Source organism: Gordonia sp. KTR9 (assembly GCF_000143885.2).
Taxonomy (GTDB): domain Bacteria; phylum Actinomycetota; class Actinomycetes; order Mycobacteriales; family Mycobacteriaceae; genus Gordonia.
The window spans coordinates 3,925,313-3,943,537 of record NC_018581.1 but is presented as its reverse complement, the minus strand read 5'-3'; the positions used below and the strand labels follow the sequence as shown (position 1 = coordinate 3,943,537).

The 18,225-nt window shown below is 68.2% G+C and carries 19 protein-coding genes; 11 read left to right on the top strand and 8 right to left on the bottom strand.

The features are described 5' to 3' along the window. Positions 1-16: 16 nt before the first annotated feature. The 3 genes from KTR9_RS18555 to KTR9_RS27025 all read right to left on the bottom strand — a co-directional run bounded on the left by KTR9_RS18555 (position 17) and on the right by KTR9_RS27025 (position 2,583). On the bottom strand, positions 17-1,063 hold the full coding sequence (locus KTR9_RS18555) for a PHP domain-containing protein (protein ID WP_014927656.1): 1,047 nt from the start codon (positions 1,061-1,063) through the stop codon (positions 17-19). A gap of 90 nt (positions 1,064-1,153) precedes the next feature. Continuing rightward, positions 1,154-1,498 carry a histone-like nucleoid-structuring protein Lsr2 gene (locus KTR9_RS18550; RefSeq protein WP_010843425.1) on the bottom strand — a complete coding sequence of 115 codons (345 nt, stop codon included), beginning with the start codon at positions 1,496-1,498 and terminating at the stop codon, positions 1,154-1,156. A 191-nt stretch (positions 1,499-1,689) separates the two neighbouring features. Next, positions 1,690-2,583 (bottom strand): hypothetical protein, encoded by an 894-nt coding sequence (locus KTR9_RS27025; protein ID WP_014927655.1) that lies wholly within the window; start codon positions 2,581-2,583, stop codon positions 1,690-1,692. Position 2,584: 1 nt separating this feature from the next. Between KTR9_RS27025 and trhO the strand changes: the two genes are divergently transcribed. The 6 genes from trhO to KTR9_RS18515 all read left to right on the top strand — a co-directional run bounded on the left by trhO (position 2,585) and on the right by KTR9_RS18515 (position 8,137). Further along, on the top strand, positions 2,585-3,430 hold the full coding sequence (gene trhO / locus KTR9_RS18540) for an oxygen-dependent tRNA uridine(34) hydroxylase TrhO (protein ID WP_014927654.1): 846 nt from the start codon (positions 2,585-2,587) through the stop codon (positions 3,428-3,430). Next, entirely contained in the window at positions 3,427-4,485 is a 1,059-nt protein-coding gene (locus tag KTR9_RS18535) for a CobW family GTP-binding protein (RefSeq protein ID WP_014927653.1), read from the top strand. The genes trhO and KTR9_RS18535 overlap by 4 nt, the downstream gene beginning before the upstream one ends. Positions 4,486-4,692: 207 nt before the next feature. After that, complete coding sequence (locus KTR9_RS18530; protein WP_010843422.1) at positions 4,693-5,715, top strand: N-acetylmuramoyl-L-alanine amidase; 1,023 nt, start codon at positions 4,693-4,695, stop codon at positions 5,713-5,715. 91 nt (positions 5,716-5,806) lie between these two features. Beyond that, entirely contained in the window at positions 5,807-6,730 is a 924-nt protein-coding gene (locus KTR9_RS18525; protein ID WP_014927651.1) for an SDR family oxidoreductase, read from the top strand. Positions 6,731-6,734: 4 nt separating this feature from the next. Continuing rightward, on the top strand, positions 6,735-7,532 hold the full coding sequence (locus KTR9_RS18520; protein WP_014927650.1) for a fructosamine kinase family protein: 798 nt from the start codon (positions 6,735-6,737) through the stop codon (positions 7,530-7,532). Next, the gene (locus tag KTR9_RS18515; protein ID WP_014927649.1) at positions 7,529-8,137 is read left to right on the top strand and encodes a nucleosidase; all 609 of its coding nucleotides are present in this window, start codon (positions 7,529-7,531) and stop codon (positions 8,135-8,137) included. The genes KTR9_RS18520 and KTR9_RS18515 overlap by 4 nt, the downstream gene beginning before the upstream one ends. 4 nt (positions 8,138-8,141) lie before the next feature. Here the strand turns inward: KTR9_RS18515 and KTR9_RS18510 are convergent, their stop codons facing one another. The 4 genes from KTR9_RS18510 to KTR9_RS18495 form a co-directional block, all read right to left on the bottom strand. Further along, complete coding sequence (locus KTR9_RS18510; RefSeq protein ID WP_014927648.1) at positions 8,142-9,113, bottom strand: DUF6542 domain-containing protein; 972 nt, start codon at positions 9,111-9,113, stop codon at positions 8,142-8,144. 4 nt (positions 9,114-9,117) lie between these two features. Beyond that, positions 9,118-10,371 (bottom strand): DNA recombination protein RmuC, encoded by a 1,254-nt coding sequence (locus tag KTR9_RS18505; RefSeq protein WP_035717750.1) that lies wholly within the window; start codon positions 10,369-10,371, stop codon positions 9,118-9,120. A gap of 61 nt (positions 10,372-10,432) precedes the next feature. Then, the gene (locus KTR9_RS18500; RefSeq protein WP_148281211.1) at positions 10,433-11,077 is read right to left on the bottom strand and encodes a methylated-DNA--[protein]-cysteine S-methyltransferase; all 645 of its coding nucleotides are present in this window, start codon (positions 11,075-11,077) and stop codon (positions 10,433-10,435) included. A 108-nt stretch (positions 11,078-11,185) separates the two neighbouring features. Next, on the bottom strand, positions 11,186-12,742 hold the full coding sequence (locus KTR9_RS18495) for a DNA-3-methyladenine glycosylase 2 family protein (RefSeq protein WP_014927645.1): 1,557 nt from the start codon (positions 12,740-12,742) through the stop codon (positions 11,186-11,188). 119 nt (positions 12,743-12,861) lie between these two features. On the opposite strand from KTR9_RS18495, the gene KTR9_RS18490 reads away from it, so the two are divergent. The 5 genes from KTR9_RS18490 to KTR9_RS18470 all read left to right on the top strand — a co-directional run bounded on the left by KTR9_RS18490 (position 12,862) and on the right by KTR9_RS18470 (position 16,801). Then, complete coding sequence (locus KTR9_RS18490; protein ID WP_193363201.1) at positions 12,862-13,209, top strand: hypothetical protein; 348 nt, start codon at positions 12,862-12,864, stop codon at positions 13,207-13,209. A gap of 83 nt (positions 13,210-13,292) precedes the next feature. Beyond that, positions 13,293-14,591, top strand: a complete 1,299-nt coding sequence (locus KTR9_RS18485) for an AI-2E family transporter (protein WP_014927643.1) — start codon at positions 13,293-13,295, stop codon at positions 14,589-14,591. Positions 14,592-14,649: 58 nt separating this feature from the next. After that, positions 14,650-15,729: a redox-regulated ATPase YchF gene (gene ychF / locus KTR9_RS18480; protein ID WP_014927642.1), complete on the top strand. Its 1,080-nt coding sequence runs from the start codon at positions 14,650-14,652 to the stop codon at positions 15,727-15,729. 7 nt (positions 15,730-15,736) lie between these two features. Beyond that, entirely contained in the window at positions 15,737-16,228 is a 492-nt protein-coding gene (locus KTR9_RS18475; RefSeq protein ID WP_044507044.1) for a peptide-methionine (S)-S-oxide reductase, read from the top strand. A gap of 135 nt (positions 16,229-16,363) precedes the next feature. Continuing rightward, a complete protein-coding gene (locus tag KTR9_RS18470) occupies positions 16,364-16,801 on the top strand; it encodes a VOC family protein (RefSeq protein WP_044508095.1) in 438 nt (145 codons plus the stop codon). Between the two features lie 2 nt (positions 16,802-16,803). On the opposite strand, the gene KTR9_RS18465 is transcribed toward KTR9_RS18470, so the two are convergent. Next, on the bottom strand, positions 16,804-18,171 hold the full coding sequence (locus tag KTR9_RS18465) for a S1C family serine protease (RefSeq protein ID WP_014927639.1): 1,368 nt from the start codon (positions 18,169-18,171) through the stop codon (positions 16,804-16,806). Positions 18,172-18,225: the final 54 nt, after the last annotated feature.

Here is an 18,225-nt window from a genome sequence, read left to right as displayed (position 1 = left end):
ACCCGATTCTGCCGGCTCATCGAGAGAGCCACTCCGACAACCGCTCCGACGACCACGTCGTGACGATCTGCTCGGGATCGATCCCGTGCGCCGCGGCCCGCTGGGCGCCGAGGATCTTGAAGTCGAGTTGTCCGGGCGCGTGTGCGTCGGAGTCGATCGCGAACAGACATCCCGCGTCCAGGGCGATCGCGATCAATTCGTCGGGCGGGTCGACCCGCTCCGGCCGGGAATTGATCTCCACGACGGTGTCGTGGGCCGCGCACGCGGCGAAGACGGCCTCGGCATCGAAGGTCGAGGGCGGACGGTGGCCCCTCCCGCTGAGCACCCGCCGGCCCGTGCAGTGGCCGAGGACGTGCACCCGGGGGTCGGAGGCCGCGGCGACGAGCCGGGCGGTCATGGCATCGTGTGCCATCCGCAGATTGGAATGCACAGATGCGGTCACGACGTCGAGCCGGGCGATCATCTCGTCGGACTGATCGAGCGCGCCGTCGTCGAGGATGTCGATCTCGATGCCACGAAAGAGACGGAAGTCGCTTGTGTGACCGGCGTTCCAGGCATCGATCGCCTCGATCTGAGAGGCGAGCCGCTCCGCGCTGAGCCCGTTCGCGATCGTCAGGCGCGGCGAATGGTCGGTGATCGCGAGCCAGTCGTGACCCGACGCCTCCGCGGCGGCAGCCATCTCGTCGATCGGCGCCCCGCCGTCGCTCCATTCGGTATGGGCGTGCAGGTCACCGACCACGGCCTCGACGAGGTTCTCGGCCTCGCCCGGGGCGGTGGGCGGATCCTCGCTCTGCAGCCGTGCGAGGTACCCCGGCAACTCGCCGTCGATGGCCTCGGCGATGACGGCCGCGGTGGTCTTGCCGATGCCCTTGATCGCGGTCAAGGTGCCGGCGACGGCCCGCGCATGGAGTTCGGACGGATCCAGCCCGGCCGCCGCCTGCCCGGCGCGGCGGAAGGCCTCGACGCGGTAGGTGCTCTCTCGACGACGCTCGAGCAGCCACGAGATGCGCTCGAGCGCACGAACCGGGTCCACGGGAGCCGACAGCGGGGTGAAGGACCTCACCGTGAACAGCCCTCCCAACGCCTACCGCCCGGCGCGCGAAGTGCGGCCGGGCAGTAGGTCTCGTCGTCGGTGACGGTCAGGTCTGACCGATCAGTGTGCGGCTTCGAACGCCTCGATGATGCTTTGCGGGATACGGCCGCGGTCGCTCAGTTCGTAGCCTTCTTTGATGGCCCATTCCCGAATCGCCTTGGTGGTCTCCTTGTTGCGGCCGCTTCCGGTCGCAGTCGAGGCCGTTGCTGCACGCTTGGTCACGCGGCCGGTCTGACGGGAGATGTCGAGGTACTTCGACAGCGAATCGCGGAATTGCTGCGCATGCTTCGACGATGTGTCGAACTCATAGTTCTTTCCATCGAGCGACCACCGGACGGTTTCGTACTGATCCAGTACCTTGCCGTCGAGATCGTCGATGACCTGAACGATTTCCTTTTTCGCCATGAAATACTTGTCCCCTCGAATTGTGTCATCCGACCAAGACGGACGCGCGAGGTCCCAAAACCTGCGTCCCCCCGTTTTGATCTATTCCAACTGTGCACAGCTTAGACTCAAACCATGAGTACTTGCTGAGAACCCCCGCCTAGACCATAAATCATTAGAAAGCATTAGGGAAGTCGAGACACGACCGATTGTTAGCGAGTCGGCTCGGTGCTGGTCCGCGACGTCGGGTTACGAGGAGTGGCGGTCCGGTTCGATGTCGGTGTGGTCTCGTCCGTGGGGTCTGCCCCACCCGTCCGCCGGGACGATTCGTCCGATTCCTCGGGGGACACGCTCACCAACGATTCAGGTGCGCGATCTGCCGCATAGATCGTTTGGTAACCGTTCGGGGTGATTGCAAATCCTGATTTGGATCGCGATTCGAGACAAAACATCCCCACGGTCTCAACGAGACAAGAAAAGCGCGATATGGAAATGGTGCGGCCGAAGTCCACAATCGAACTCCGATAGAGAACCGGATATCGATTGGCGCACGCACCACGCTGCGGCCCGTCCGGTCCCAGGACGGCGAGATTCCGCTCCCAGTCGCAGGCCGCCGGGGCAGACGAGGGAGGTCGAGTCGGGTCGTCGTCCCGCTCGTCGTCGATGCGGCACGCAAGTGCCGACGAACCGTTGGTGCCGGTGGAGCAATTCACCGCCCGGTCCGGTGTGGAGAAATGGAAACCGGATGAGTCCTGCAGTGGTGAATCCTCGGTCACCGAGCCCTGATGGAAACGCGAATTGTCGACGCGCGGGGCCATCGCCACCACCCGTCCGATTGTCCAATCGGGCAGATTCTGTGCCGTGTCCTCTCCGGTTGTCGAAGTCGTCGACGAGGACTCGGTCTCGGTCACCGTCGACAACTCGTCGGTGGGCGGAATGACGATTCGAGAGGGGCCCGACTCGGACGGCAATGAGCAGCCGGCGAGCGCGACCGAAACGATCAGCGTCCCGATTGCCGCGGTAGCGCAGATCACGCGCAGGAATCGGCGGTCGCGGGACCCCGATGTGGATTCGGGGTGGGGTCGCTGATTTACGTACCCTTGCACTGTGCCGACCCCCAAGATCGTTCTCTTCTACGTCTTCGTCCCGCTGCCGGATCCCGAGGCCATCCGGTTGTGGCAGCTGGCGGTGTGCGAGTCGCTCGGGGTCCGGGGCAGGATCATCGTGTCACGCCACGGGATCAACAGCACCGTCGGAGGCGACATCGCCGCGGTCAAACGGTACGTCAGGACGACCCGTGCGTACCCCGGGTTCGCCGGAGCGGACATCAAGTGGTCCGACGGCACCGGCCGTGATTTCCCGCGGCTGAGCGTGCGCGTCCGCCCCGAGATCGTGACCTTCGGGGTTCCCGACGAGATCGAGGTCGACGAGAACGGCGTGGTCGGCACGGGGACGAGGCTGAGCCCGGAGCAGGTGCACGAGCTCGTGGACGCCCGCGGTGACGACGTGGTCTTCTTCGACGGGCGCAACGAGATCGAGGCGCAGGTCGGACGATTCGCCGGCGCGGTCACGACCAAGGCGCGCACGACCCGGGACTTCGTGCCGCTGATCGAGAGCGGCGCCTTCGATCACTTCAAGGACCGGCCGATCGTCACCTACTGCACGGGCGGGGTCCGCTGCGAGGTCCTCAGCACGGTCATGCGTCACCGCGGGTTCTCCGAGGTCTACCAACTCGACGGCGGGATCGTGCGCTATGGCGAGCGCTACGGCGACGACGGGCTGTGGCAGGGATCGCTGTACGTCTTCGACGATCGCATGGGCGTGGAGTTCTCCGACCACGCGGAGGTGCTCGGCCGGTGCGTCGACTGCGGCCGTCCGACGAGCAATGTCGCCAATCATCCCGATCGAGACGGACGCGACCTCGCCGTGATCTGTCCCGACTGCCTGGGATGAGCGCCGCGGGGACACCCGAACGTCGCGGCCCGGTCCCGGTCGTCGTGGTGGCCGGGTACCTGGGCTCGGGGAAGACGACGTTGCTCAACCACCTGCTGAGGTCCGCCGGGATCACCGGCACACGCCTGGGGGTGCTGGTCAACGACTTCGGCAAGGTCAACATCGACGCACTGTTGGTGTCGGCGCAGGCCGACGGCACCGTGAGCCTCGGGAACGGGTGCATGTGCTGCACCGTCGACGCCGACGGCCTCGCCGACGCGCTGGCGTCGCTGGTCCGTCCGAGTGTCGGGCTCGATGCCATCGTCATCGAGGCGAGCGGGATCGCCGAACCCAAGTCGCTCATCCGCATGGTGACGTCGGTGGCCGACGCTCGGCTGCGCTACGGCGGACTGGTGTACGTGGTCGATGCGGCGCATCTCGACGAGGTACGTCGGACGCACCCGGAGCTGGACGGTCACGTCGCGATCGCCGATCTCGTTCTCGTGAACAAGGTCGACCTGATCCCGGAGGAATCCCTGCGTGCTGTCGAAGAGCTTGTCGCACAGCTCAATACAACCGCTCCGCGCCTGGCCACGCGGAACGCCGCGATCGACCCGGAGCTGCTGTTCGACGTGGCCCGTCGTGAGGTGGAACAGACTCGTCCCGGTCAGCTGACCCTCGACGAGCTGTTGCTGGCGGACGCCGGTAACGATCATCACGAGCATCTGCACGCGGCGTACGAGTCGGTGTCGTTCTCCAGCGACCGGCCGATGGACCCGCGGCGCCTCGCCCGTTTCCTCGAACGGCCGCCGGCCGGCTGTTTCCGGATCAAGGGAGTCGTCCACTTCGATGTGCCACGGCACCGTCAGCGGTTCGTCGTGCACGGTGTGGGCGGTTTCGTGCGGGTGCTGCGCGAGCCGTGGGGAGACCGGCGCCCGACCACCGACCTGGTCGCGATCGGGCGCGGCCTCGATGTGGCGACGGTGAATGCCGAACTCGAGGCCGCCGTCGCGCGTCCGGAGGATGCGGCCGACGAGAACGGGATCCTCGGGATCCTTCGCCACCTGGTGGACTGACCCGCGACGCGCCGGGCATGTCACGTACACGCCGATGCGTAAGTCACATCTCCCTAACGAAAACCGGTTGTGCCAGGACGACCATTTCGGATTCCCCGGTTCATTTGTTTCACTGTTAAGTCTGTGACCAGTGTGACCAGTGGTACTCAATGGGAGGGAGTGAGGCAAGTGATCACGCATCTGCGTGCGTCACGGCCTCGACAGAGCATGTTCCGAAAGACGACGACACAACGCCTGACCACCATCGCGTTCGCGGTGGCCGCCGCCACGTCGACGGTGGTCGCCTCGAACCTGGTTGCGCCCGCCGCCGATGCGGCCCCCGCACGCGGGACGGCCCTCGCGGGCAAGACGGTCTTCCTCGACCCGGGCCACCAGGCCTCGGCGGCCGGCCACGACCTGAGGGCGCAGGTGCCCGACGGGCGCGGCGGCAAGAAGGACTGCCAGACCAGCGGTGCCACCGGCGTCAACGGCGCCCGGGAGCACACCGTCAACTGGCAGATCGGGCAGCTCGTCAAAGCAGGTCTCGAGAGTCAGGGGGCCCGGGTGGTCCTGAGTCGCCCGGACGACACCGGGTGGGGCGGGTGTGTGGACGAACGGGCCGCGGCGGCCAGCCGTTCCGGCGCCGCGGTCGCGGTCAGTCTGCACGCCGACTCGACCGCGCGGGGAGCCGACGAGTCCAAGAAGGGCTTCCACATGATCGTGCCGTCGCTCCCGGTGCCCGACCCCACTGTCGATCGCGTGCAGTCCGGCGAGGGACGCAAGGCCTCGACGACGATGCGGGACGCCTTCGTCAAGGCCGGGTTCCCGTCGGCCAACTACGCCGGCGTCCGTGACGGCATCCAGACCCGCTCCGACATCGCGGCGGTGAACCTGACCAAGGTGCCGGCGGTGTTCATCGAGATGGGCAACCTGGCCAACCCGGGGGAGGCCAGGGCACTCGCCGCGCGCGAGGGCCAGGTCAAGTACGCCATGGCCATCACCGACGGAATCCTCAACTACGTCAACGGGAACGCCGCCACCGGAGCCGGCCCGGCGCCGTCGACGCCGACCGACGACGCGAGTGGACTGTCCTCGGTGATCCCGTTCGTCGAGCAGCTTCTCGCCACGGAGGATCCCGAAGCGGTGGCACGGTTGCTGATGACTCAGGGGCAAGACGTGTCCGCGCAGGTGCTCAAGGCGATGCTGACCATCGTCTACGGACTGTTCGACGGGAAGCTGCCGATCGGCTGAGTGTGCGGGGTCGGGTCCCGCGAAGGCGGGCCCGACCTGCCGATCCGCCGATCGGCTGAGGTCCGCCGCGGCGGACGGCTAACCTCGCGTCATGGGTCTCAGAGAGCTGCTGTTCATGGACACCCCGGTGCCGTCGCTGCGCGGCCGCAAGGTCCTCATCACGGGCGCGGCGAGCGGAATAGGCAGGGCGACGGCGCAGGCCGCCGCCGCCCGGGGCGCCGAACTCGTGCTCACCGACCTTCACGCCGACCAGCTCGACGAGGTCGTCGCGTCCATCACCGCGGCCGACGGAACGGTTCTCTATCACGTCGCGGGCGACGTCTCGGATTTCGACTGGGTGGCCGGCTTCGCCCGCCAGGTCGACGCCGAGGTCGGGGTCATGGATGTGGTGATGAACATCGCCGGCATCTCGGCGTGGGGGACGGTGGAGAACCTGGAACACCGCCACTGGCGAAAGCTGGTCGACGTCAACCTGATGGGGCCGATCCACATCATCGAAAGCTTTGTGCCGCAGATGATCCGGCGAGGCCGCGGCGGTCACATCGTCAATGTGTCGTCGGCCGCCGGCCTGCTGGCCCTGCCGTGGCACGCCGCCTACAGCGCCAGCAAGTTCGGTCTGCGCGGCGTGTCCGAGGTGTTGCGATTCGACCTGCGGCGCCACGGGATCGGTGTCTCCCTGGTGTGCCCGGGCGGGGTCGACACACCGCTGGTGGACTCCGTCGAGATCGTCGGCCTCGACCGCGAGAATCCCCGGGTCAAGGCCGCCATCAACGGTTTCCACAAAGTCGCGGTGTCGCCGGACGTCGCGGCGGCGGCGATCCTGAAGGGTGTCCGCAAGAACCGCTTCCTGGTCTACACCTCGTTCGACATCCGCTTCGGATACTGGTGGGCGCGAAAGTTCGCACTGCCCTATGAGATCGCCATGCGGGTGGCCAACGATCGGTTCGACCGGCTCGCCCGGGTGAGCGCCAAGAGCCTCGAGGCGAAGGCGGCCGACGAGCATTCGCCCCGGTGAGCCCGTGTCCCCGACCTTCGTCAAGACGCTGCGTGACAGTGGTCCGCCGGGCGGTCATCCGGACTTCTTCGCGGCCGAGGCCGCCGGACTACGCTGGCTCGCCGAGGCGGGAGCACCTGTCGTACGGGTGATCTCGGCCGGTGAGGACACCATCGAGCTGGAACGCCTCGAACCCGGACGTCCGACGCGCGCGGCCGCGCGGGACTTCGGGGCCGCGCTCGCTCGGATGCACGACGCCGGCGCTCCGCACTTCGGTTCTCCGCCTGCCGATTCGGCGGGAACGCCGTTTTCCGGCCAGCTCTTCATCGGTCGGCGGGCGCTCAGCTCCGTCGAATACGAGTCGTGGGGCGAGTTCTACGCCCGTGAACGGGTGGAACCCTATCTGGTTCCCGCCCGCGAGGCCGGAAACCTCACCGCCGCCGACGAGGACGCGGTCCGCGACGCGTGTGAGCTGATCGCCGGCGGCGTGTTCGACGACGACGAGGGGCCCGCGCGGATCCACGGCGATCTCTGGAACGGCAACGTGATGTGGACTCCCGATGGTGTCGTGATGATCGATCCGGCCGCGCACGGCGCTCATCGGGAGACCGATCTCGCGATGCTCGCGCTGTTCGGGTGTCCGCACCTCGACGCGATCGTAGACGGGTACCGGGACGCCCACCCGCTCGTGTCCGGCTGGCAGGACCGCGTCGAGGTCCATCAACTGCATCCGCTCGCCGTGCACGCCGCGGGCCACGGTCCCGGATACGGGTCATCGCTGGGCCGGGCGGCGCGGGCGTCCTCGGCGCTCGCGCGTGGATGACGCACGCGATAATCGACGGCGTGAGTCGTACCGGTGGTCCCTTGCAGAGTGTCCTCGTCGTCTCGGCGACGCGTGCCGAGGCCAGACATGTGCCACCCGGCACGCGGGTGCTCGTGACCGGCATCGGCAAGGTGCGGGCGACGATGGCTCTGAGCCGGGAGCTGGCCGGCGGCCCACCGGTCACCGAGGTCATCAACATCGGCACGGCCGGTGCCCTGCGCGACGGCGTCACCGGCGACGCCGAGCTGGGCCTCTTCCTGCCGTCGGCAGTGCTCGAGCACGACATCAGCAGCACCGAGCTACGGGCGATGGGTTATGAGATGACCGATCGCTGGGAGCTTCCCGGCGGCGATGGCACCGTGCTGGCCTCCGGTGACACCTTTGTCGCCGATCCGGTTCGTCGACGAGAACTCGCGCGGCACGCACACCTCGTCGACATGGAAGGGTGCGCGGTCGCGCATGTGAGCACCGAGTTCGGCGTGCCCTGCCGACTGGTCAAGGCGGTCACCGACAACGCCGACGAGGGCGCGATGGAGTGGCCCGATCTCGTCGACGCCGCGGCCCGTCGCCTGGGGCGATGGCTGGAACTCAACGTCGAGAGCTGAGACCTCAGGACCGGGTGTCGCCGACCCCGGCCGGGGGCGTGTCGGTGGCCGACTCGTAGGTGGGGATGTCCGAGCGGCGCGGTGGGGCGGGCGAGGCGTCCGACGGGGTGAGGTCGGGCGCCGCGAGATCGGCGACCGTCGGTCGCTGTGTGCCCGACGCGGAACGGGAAGCACTCGCCGAGCGAGATGGCGGAGACGGCCGGTCGGGGGCGCCGTTGGTGCGGGGCTTGCGACGGCTGCCCGGAGCGGTCTGGGTCTTCGGGGCCTGCGGTTTCGGTGCGCGGGTGGTCCTCGAGGCGGGCGACTCCGCCGGGGGAGCGGGCGGCGCGCCCTGCTCGGCGGATCGGGTCTTGTCGGCGGGCGACGCCGGCGGGGTATCCGCGGCCGATCCGGCTCCCTTGGCACGGCGATGCGATGTCGCGCGTCCGCGTTGACGGTCGGTGCCGCTGTCGGTCGTGGCCTTGGTGGTCGTGGCCTTGGTAGTCGGGTTGCGGCCCGACTTGTCGCGGTTCGGGGTCCTACGGTTCGTGGACTCGGCGGGGTCGCGGGTGAGGAACCACCGGGCCAGCACGAGCGCCAGCGTCACCAGGAACGTCGTCAACATCCACGGGAAGTCTGCGGCGATCGGCAGCAGGACGTTGAAGATCAAGCTCTTCAGACCCGACGATGCCTGCTCGGAGTTGAGGCCGTAGAGGGTGACGATACTGACGAAGAACGCGATGAGCGGGGGCTGCGCGGCGGCGGTGAACAGCGCCCGGCGGCGGACGGCCAGTGCGGCGATCACACAGCCGACGAGGTAGCAGAACTTGTAGATCGACCCGAGCGAATCGTTGCTGCCGGCGTCGATGGCCGCGCCGAGGCCCGTGATCCCGGTACCCAGGAGAACGGCGCCCCACCACGGCACACCGCGGACCGCGGGCAGTACCGACTGCTGGTCCAGCGGTACCGCGGTTTGGAGACGTTGCGGGGAAGGCACATGGTCACGGTACCGGTTCGTCGACGGAATTCGTTCCACCCCCGGGCCGTGGCGTCGGTGCCGGCTCCGTCGTCGTCCCAGGTGTGACCACCGCCCCCGCGGCGCGGCAGGTGTCGTGGATCACTGGAGGTCGCGGGGCCTCGGGGACGTCGCCCAGGGCGTCGAGCTCGGCCAGACGGCGGGCGGTGACGCCCAGCCGGCTGTCGACCGAACCGATCGTCGAGTTGTAGGCGTCGACCGTGCGCTGCAGGGACGTGCCGAGTGAGCCGAGATGACCGAGGACGCCGGCGAGCCGCTGGTGGAGTTGCAGACCGAGGTCGTGGATGACCGCGGCGTCGCGGGCCATCGCGTCGTGACGCCAGCCGAGCGCGACGGTGCGCAGCAGGGCGATGAGGGTGGTCGGGGTGGCGATGACCACGTTGCGGGCGAAGCCGAACTCGAGCAGATCGGGATCGGTGCGCGCAGCGGCTTCGAGGACGACGTCGCCGGGCAGGAACAGCACCACCATCTCCGGCGTGTTGTCGAAGGCGGACCAGTAGGACTTGGCGGACAGTCGTGCGATGTGGGCGCGTAATGCGCGGGCATGCTCGCCGATGAGTCTGTCGCGAGTGGAGGAGTCGGTGGCCTCGGCCGAACGCAGGTAGGCGTCGAGGGGCACCTTGGCGTCGACGATGATGTCGCGGCCGCCGGCGAGATGGACGACGAGGTCCGGGCGCAGTGTGGTGGAACCCCGGCCGTTCCCCGAACCGTTGGCGCCGGACGTGTCGGTGACCGACACCTGTGTGCTGAAGTCGCAGTGTTTGGTCATACCGGCGAGCTCGACCACACGCTCGAGCTGGACCTCCCCCCACCGGCCGCGTGCGTGGGGACTGTGCAACGCGTTGGCGAGCTGCCGGGTCTGATCGTTCAGCGCGACCGATGCCGAGTGGATTCCGCGCACCTGCTCGGTCAGGCCCGCGTAGGCGCCGATCCGGTTGTTCTCGACCCTGCGCAGTTCGTCGGCGAGTTGCGCCAGGTTGGCGCGCAACGGCTCGACGATGTGGGCGACCGAACTGCTGATCGCCGACGACTGCCGCCGGGCCGCGTCCTCGGTTGCCCACGACAGCGAGGACGCGACGTCCTCCCGGCCGGCGCGCAGCATCTCCACCTCGGCGCGAGCGGCGGACACGGTGGCGGCGCTGCGGGCGGCATGCGCCCACCAACCCAGCGCGATGCCCAGGACGAGGCCGACGACGAGGGAGAGCGCAGCAGCAGTCATGTCGTCGATGGTGTCGGACACCCCCGACAAGTTCGGTCAGACCGTCGGGGTTCAGCGCCGGCTAGTGCTCGTCCGAAGCGTCGCTTGCCCCTGCCTCGAAGTCGAGCAGCCACAGCTTCGTGGGCAGGCCGTACCGGAAACCGCCGAGGGTGCCGTCGCTGCGCTTCACCCGGTGGCACGGCACGAAGAGCGCGGCCGCGTTGCGGGCGCAGGCCGCGGCCGCGGCCCGGACCGCCGCCGGCTGCCCGGCCAGTTCGGCGAAGCGCGTGTAGGTCACGGGGTGTCCGGCCTCGACCTTGCGCAGGGCGTCCCAGGCCGGGCCCAGGAACACCCCTCCGGAGCGTTGGACGACGGGAATGCGCGACGGTGCGGCGAGATCGCCGGCGTAGTAGGCCGACACCGCGTCGGTGATCTCGCCCAGCTCGGCCGATGGCTGTAGTGATCCCGGCCGCAGAGCGCGGTGGACGAGTGCCGTCAGATAGGCGGGGTCGTCGGTCCACCCCGACGCCAGGACGTTGTGGTCGGAGTCGGCGACGACCGTGAACGGACCGTTGGGTGTGGATACGGTGGCATGGATACCGATTGTCGTTGTGGGACCGGTGGTTTCGTGACCGGCCGGGACGGTGCCGGCGGATTCGGTGTCGGCTGGTTCGGTGCCGCTCGCTATGGAGCCGGAGGTGTCGGGGGTGGTGGTCGGTGCGGACATGTCACTCCTGAGAGATCGGTACGGCTGGGGAATCGGTACGGCGGGGATCGGTGAGGTCGTCATCGGTACGGAGACCGAACCGCGACGCGGTCGTCGGAAGTCTGCTCGTCACACGACCTGTCCGGCGGCGTCGAGTCGGTGTCGCCAGAGGTGCATGGTCGCGTACGAGCGCCACGGTGCCCAGTGCCCGGTGTCCCGCAGATCGATTCCGAGGTCGGCGGCCGCGCGGACCACGACGAGGTCGTTCGTGAGCAGGACGTCGGGATCGCCGGTGACCCGCATCGTGACGATGTCGGCGGTCCAGGGGCCGATCCCGGGCAACTCGAGAAGCTGGGCACGAAGATCAGACGCATCGACCCCCACATGCGGTTCCATCCGACCTTCGGCGAGCGCTTCGGCGACGGCGATCACGGCGTCGACCCGGCGCCTCGGCCCGCGCAGGACCTCGTGTCCGCGGGCGGCGATGACGCTCGGCGTCGGAAAGGACTTCGACGGTGGATCGTCATCTGCCGTCGATGCTTCGGACGCGACGGCGAGCGAGTCGCCGACGGGTTCACCGAGGACGTCGACGAGACGGTCGATCTGGTTGCGGGCGGCGGCGAGGCTGACCTGCTGACCGAGCATGGTCCGGATGATGGTCTCGGCCGGGTCCAGACTGCCGGGCGCCCGGAGCCCGCTCGCCCGGTCGAGAAGTCGTCGCATCGTGTCGTCGGCGGCGAGCGCGTCCTGGACGGCGGTGATGTCGGCGTCGAGGTCGAGCAGACGACGTATCCGATTGACCGCTACACCGAGATCGCGCATGTCGAGTCCGCGGAGCGAGACGACGGCGTGGTCGTCTCGCGGTTCCACCTCCGCCGAGGCCGGGCCGTGCGGTAGTGCGAGGACCCGCCGATAGCGCCAGCCATGTGGGCTGCCCGGGGCGTCGACGACCGATTCGACGCCCGCGGCGGCGTGTGCGTGCAGGAACCACCGCATCCACGGCCATCGGTACGGCGCGCGGAACGGCAGGCGCAGGGTGACGCTCCCCGGGGCGGAATCGTTGTCGTCGTTCGGATTTCTCTTCCGGCTGGGAAGTCGACGGAGTTCGGTCGGGGTAAGTCCGAAGACCGCGCGGACGGTGTCGTTGAACTGGCGGACGCTCGCGAACCCGGCGGCGAATGCGATGTCGGTCATCGGCATCGTCGTGCACTGGATGAGCACGCGGGCGTTGGTGGCGCGGTGTGCCCTCGCGAGCGCGAGCGGCCCGGCGCCCAGATGCCGGGTCAGCACTCGGGTGAGATGTCGGGGCGAGTACCGCAGGCGCGTGGCGAGGCCCTCGACGCCTTCGCGTTCGACCACACCGTCGGCGATGAGCCGCATCGCGCGAGCCGACATGTCGGCGTTGATGTTCCACAGCGGGGACCCGGGCACGGCATCGGGTGCGCAACGCCGGCAGGCGCGGAAGCCCTGCTGCTGGGCGGCCGCGGCGGTGAGAACGAACGCGACGTTGCCCGGCCGGGGCGTCTGGGCCGGGCACGACGGCCGGCAATAGATTCCGGTGGTGCGGACCGTGACGAAGAACTGTCCGTCGAAACGGGCGTCGCGGGCCTGTACGGCGCGGTAGCACCGGTCGAAGTCCGGCGCGCCACCTCCGGTGTCGGGTTCTGCTGCGGTGCCTGTGGTCACCCGTTCACTGTGTCACCCGGCGGCGACGCGGTCTGGCGGGATTCGGACACGACAGCATCCGTCCCACCGAGCGGGCGAAAACTGTGATCTGGGTAACATCTCTGTGGCACCATGGCGCCATGACGACCCGGTTCGATGGCCGCCGACGAAGCCGGCACGACGACCTCCCGCTCACCGGACTCCCCGCATGGGGGCTGGAGATGATGATGGGCCTCTACGGCCCCGAGACGATCAGGCGTGTGTGCGCCGAGGAGGCCGAACTCGGTGTCGTGCCTCCGCCGGTCGAGCCGTCGCCGCGGTGTGCCGAGCACGCACTCTCGTCGGCTGACGGCGACCGCCCACCGCGATCGGGCGGGGGGACCGGCGAGGGTGGGGACTGCCCGGCCGTCTTCAATCACGTCGACGCGGAACTCGAGGCGATCAACTCGCTGGTCCGTTTCCTGGGGCGAAAGCTCCGCCGCCGCTGATCGCGTCGTCGGCCGATCGCATGTTCGGCCGATCGTCGCCGCGTCGATGTCGCTTTGTCACCGCGATGTGTGAGGATCCTCGGGTGACCGACAGCTCGGACGACAAGCGCGCGGACGACACGTCCGCCGACGCGAGACAAGAGACCAGCAAGCTCGGTGCCGATGCCGTCCTCGGCGGCGACGCGGTGCTCGGCGGCGGGGAGAAGTCATACCCGACTCGCGCCCAGGTGATGATGTCGGGCCTGCGCTCGAGCGCGACGGTCGGGCTCCAGATCGTGCTGGTCGCCGCCGCGACCTGGGTGCTCTTCTGGCTGCTGGGCAAGTTCTGGGTGATCCTGCTTCCGATCTTGCTGGCGATCATCGTGTGCACCATCCTGTGGCCGCCCGTCCGGTGGATGCGCAACCACGGGGTCCCGGCCGCGGGGGCGTCGCTGTTGATGATGCTGGTCGGACTCGGGGTCCTCGGCGGGGTGGTCGGGCTGATCGTGCCGTCGGTCGTGGATCAGGCTCCCGAACTGGCAAGTCGTGCCACCGATGGTGTGGAACGTCTGCAGGAATGGGTGCAGGGTCCGCCGCTGAACTTCGACGACAAGCAGCTCGACAACATGGTCGACACGATCACCGGCCGGCTCCAGTCGAGCGCCTCGACGATCGCGGCCGGCGTGTTCAGCGGCGTCGGTACCGCAACCTCGGTTCTCATCACGATGTTCACGGCGCTCGTGCTGGTGTTCTTCTTCCTCAAGGACGGCCCGAAGTTCGTGCCGTGGCTCGACCGCACCGTCGGCAAGCCCTCCGGCAATCACCTCGGCGAGGTGCTGACCCGCATGTGGAACAGCCTCGGGGGCTTCATCCGGACGCAGGCGATCGTCAGCTTCGTCGACGCCGCGCTCATCGGTCTGGGCCTGTTCATCCTGGGTGTCCCGCTCGCCGGTGTGCTGGTGGTCATCACCTTCCTCGGCGGTTTCATCCCCATCGTCGGTGCATTCGTCGCCGGGGCCCTCGCGGTCTTGATCGCCTTGGTGTCCAACGGGCTGACCACCGCGCTCATCGTGCTCGGCATCATCCTCGCGGTGCAGCAGCTCGAGGGCAACGTGCTGCAGCCGTGGCTGCAGTCCAAGTCCATGGATCTGCACGCGGTGATCGTGCTCCTGTCGGTGACGCTCGGCGGCACGCTGTTCGGAATCACGGGCGCGTTCCTCGCGGTGCCTGCGGTGGCCTCCTTGGCCGTCGTCCTGCGCTACCTGAACGAGCAGATCGCCGAGCGGGCCGGCGAATCGTTGCCACCGACGAACACCCCGGTGACGACGCAGGTCGGCGTTCCGGACAAGGACCCGCCGAAGGATCCGCCGAACCCGGTGAAGGGATTGCTCGACCGCGACTGAGGCGCTGGACGCCACGCCCCGGCGGACGCCGCACCGCCTGCCGATAGACTGGGCGCCCGTGAGTCTCACCCTGGGAATCGTCGGTCTGCCCAACGTCGGTAAGTCGACCCTGTTCAACGCCCTGACCCGTAACGACGTGCTTGCGGCGAACTATCCGTTCGCGACCATCGAGCCCAACGTCGGCGTGGTCGAACTGCCGGACCGTCGGCTCGATCGGCTCTCGGAGATCTTCGGCAGCGAGCGGATCCTGCCCGCCACGGTGTCCTTCGTCGACATCGCCGGCATCGTCAAGGGCGCATCGGAGGGCGAGGGCATGGGCAACCAGTTCCTGGCCAACATCCGTGAGGCCGACGCCATCTGCCAGGTGGTCCGGGTCTTCGACGACGGCGACGTCGTCCACGTCGACGGTCGCGTCGACCCCTTCGCCGACATCGAGGTCATCGAGACCGAGCTGATCCTGGCCGACATGCAGACCCTGGAGAAAGCCATCCCGCGCCTGGAGAAGGACGCGCGCAAGAACAAGGACCTGGCCGAGACCCTGGCGGCCGCGAAGAAGGCGCAGGAGCTCCTCGACAGCGGAAAGACGCTGTTCTCGCAGAAGGACTCGTTCGACCTGGCGTCGGTGCGCGAGCTGCACCTGATGACCGCGAAGCCGTTCCTCTACGTCTTCAACTCAGACGAGGGCGTGCTGACCGACGACGCGAAGAAGGCAGAACTGCGTGCCGCCGTCGCACCGGCCGATGCGGTGTTCCTCGACGCCAAGGTGGAGAGCGAACTCCTCGAACTCGACGAGGAGGACGCGCAGGAGCTGCTGGACTCCATCGGCCAGGACGAGCCGGGCCTGACATCGTTGGCGCGGGCCGGTTTTCACACGCTCGGTCTGCAGACCTATCTCACGGCCGGTCCGAAGGAATCGCGGGCCTGGACCATCCACCAGGGCGACACCGCCCCCAAGGCGGCCGGTGTCATCCACACCGACTTCGAGAAGGGCTTCATCAAGGCCGAGATCGTCTCCTTCGACGACCTCGACGCCGCCGGATCGATGGCCGCTGCCAAGTCCGCCGGCAAGGTCCGCATGGAGGGCAAGGACTACGTCATGAAAGATGGCGACGTCGTCGAGTTCCGGTTCAACGTCTGATCGAACGATGAGTTCCGCCGCGCCGAACGAAGAGCTCTACCTCGCGGGCGGGTGCCTCTGGGGCGTGCAGGCGTTCGTCGCGACGTTGCCGGGCGTGACGTTCACCGAGGCCGGCCGGGCCAACGGCACGACCCTCACCCTCGACGGTGAGTACGACGGCTACGCCGAATGCGTGCGGACCCAGTTCGATCCGGGCGTGATGAGCGTCGAGCAGTTGGTGGTGCACCTCTTCGAGATCATCGATCCGTACAGCGTGAATCGACAGGGTCCCGACGTCGGCGAGAAGTATCGCACCGGCGTGTACTCCGACAGGCCAGAGCACCTCAAACAGGCGCGAGCCTTCATCGGTGCGCGCGACGACGCGGATCGCATCGCCGTCGAGGTGCTCCCGCTGACGAACTACGTGCGGAGTGCCGAGGAGCACCAGCACCGGCTCGCGCGCTTCCCGGAGAGCGCGTGCCACCTTCCGCATGAGCTGCTCACCAAGTACCGCGGCTGAGCGTTCAGCAATAGGTATCGCTCAGCGATACCTATTGCTGAATTCACGCGCCATTGGCTCCCCGTCTCACATTCAACTGATGCCCAAAGACCGGACAGGTCGTATTCGTCGGGGGCGACCACTAGCGTGGCGGTCATGCCCATCAAATTCGAGAACGTCGCCATCGCCGTGCGCGACCTCGACGCCGCGATCGCCTTCTTCACCGACCTGGGTCTCGACGTCATCGGCCGGGACACCGTGAGCGGGGAGTGGACCGACACCGCCGTCGGGCTCGACGGCAATCACGCGAAGATCGCCATGCTGCAGACCCCGGACGGGCACGGGCGCCTAGAACTCTTCGAGTACATCCACCCGGAGGCCGTCGAGACCCGGCCCACCCAGCCCAACGACATCGGGATGCATCGCGTCGCGTTTTCGGTCGACGACATCGACGCAGCCCTCGAAGTGGCGGCGCGGCACGGGTGTCATCCGTTGCGCGGCGTCGCCACCTACGAGGACCTGTACAAACTCACCTACGTGCGCGGCCCCAGCGACATCATCGTCATGCTCGCCCAGCAACTCTCACCGAGCTGACGTCACGGGATCCGGCCGAAGGGGTTGCCGCCGAACGGCAATGGAGAGCCGCCCGATCCGCTTCCGGACTCCGGCACCGTCGTCTCCTGCTTGTCGACGGCACTGCCCAGCTTCACCTCGACCGTGCGGGCATCGGAGCCCGAACCGATGGTCACCGGTACGGTCTCACCGGGCTTGTGGGTGAGGATCTGCGCCATGAGGTCGGCGTAATCGGCGACGGTGGTGTCCCCGATCTTGGTGATGACATCGCCCTGCCGGATTCCCGCAGCCGCGGCGGGGCCGCCCTGCTGCACCGATGACACCGTCGCGCCCTCGGCCTGGTCGCCGGCCGACAGCGAACCCGACACGCCCAGAACCGGTTTGGTCGCCTGGCCGTCCTGCAACAGCTGATTCGCGATGCGCTTGGCGGTATTGATCGGGATGGCGAAGCCCAGCCCGAAGGACTGCGGACCGCCGGACGCGGCCTGGCCGGTGTCCACCGCCGAGTTGACCGCGATCACCTGTCCCTGCAGATTCACCAGTGGCCCACCGGAATTGCCCGGGTTGATGGGGGTGTCGGTCTGCAGGCCGTTGTACACGGTGAGCGACGAACCGCTCTCGTCCCCGGCGGTCACCGTGCGCGACAGCGCGCTGACGATGCCGGAGGTCACCGTGTTGGACAGGCTGTCGGGGCTGCCGACGGCCACCACCTGCTGGCCCACCTTCAGCGCGTCCGAGTCGCCGAGCGCCGCCGGGGTGAGTCCGGATGCTCCCTCGAGCTTGATCACTGCGAGGTCGTACGACGGGGAGGTCCCGGTGACGGTCGCCTTGTGCTGGTGTCCGTCGCCGGTGGTGACGACGATCGTGCTCCCGGAACCGGCGCCTGCGACGACGTGATGATTGGTCAGAACATATCCGTCGGGGGACAGGACGATCCCGCTGCCCACGGAGGTGCCGTTCGCGGTCTGCACCTTGATGTCGGCCGTCGACTTCGACGCAACGCTCGCGGCATAGGTCACCGAACCGGGTTGCGCGTCCGCGACATTGGCCGCCGCGGCCGACTGCGAGCTGAGGACCGGAACCGAGGCGGCGTCGTGCCCGAGCAGCGCACTGCCCCCGATGCCGACGGCGCCACCGAGTAGCCCGGCAAGCAACGCGGTCACGATGATCGGCCTTGTCACCCCGGCGCGTGGCCGCGACACCGGTGGCATCGCCGGCGGCGGCAGGGGCGACGTGGGCGGCGGGGTGATGTGCTGATTCATCAACCAAGGACCCGGCGGTTGCGCCGGTCCGCGGGGCGGCACAAAGGGTTCGGTGATCGGATCGTGGTCGGGGGTCTGCGGCGTGGGGGTCTGAGGCGTGTTCACGGCACCACGATGCCCGGACCTCATGTGAACAGGGCTACAGATATCCTGCGGATTTCCTGACAAGCTCGACGCGGACTC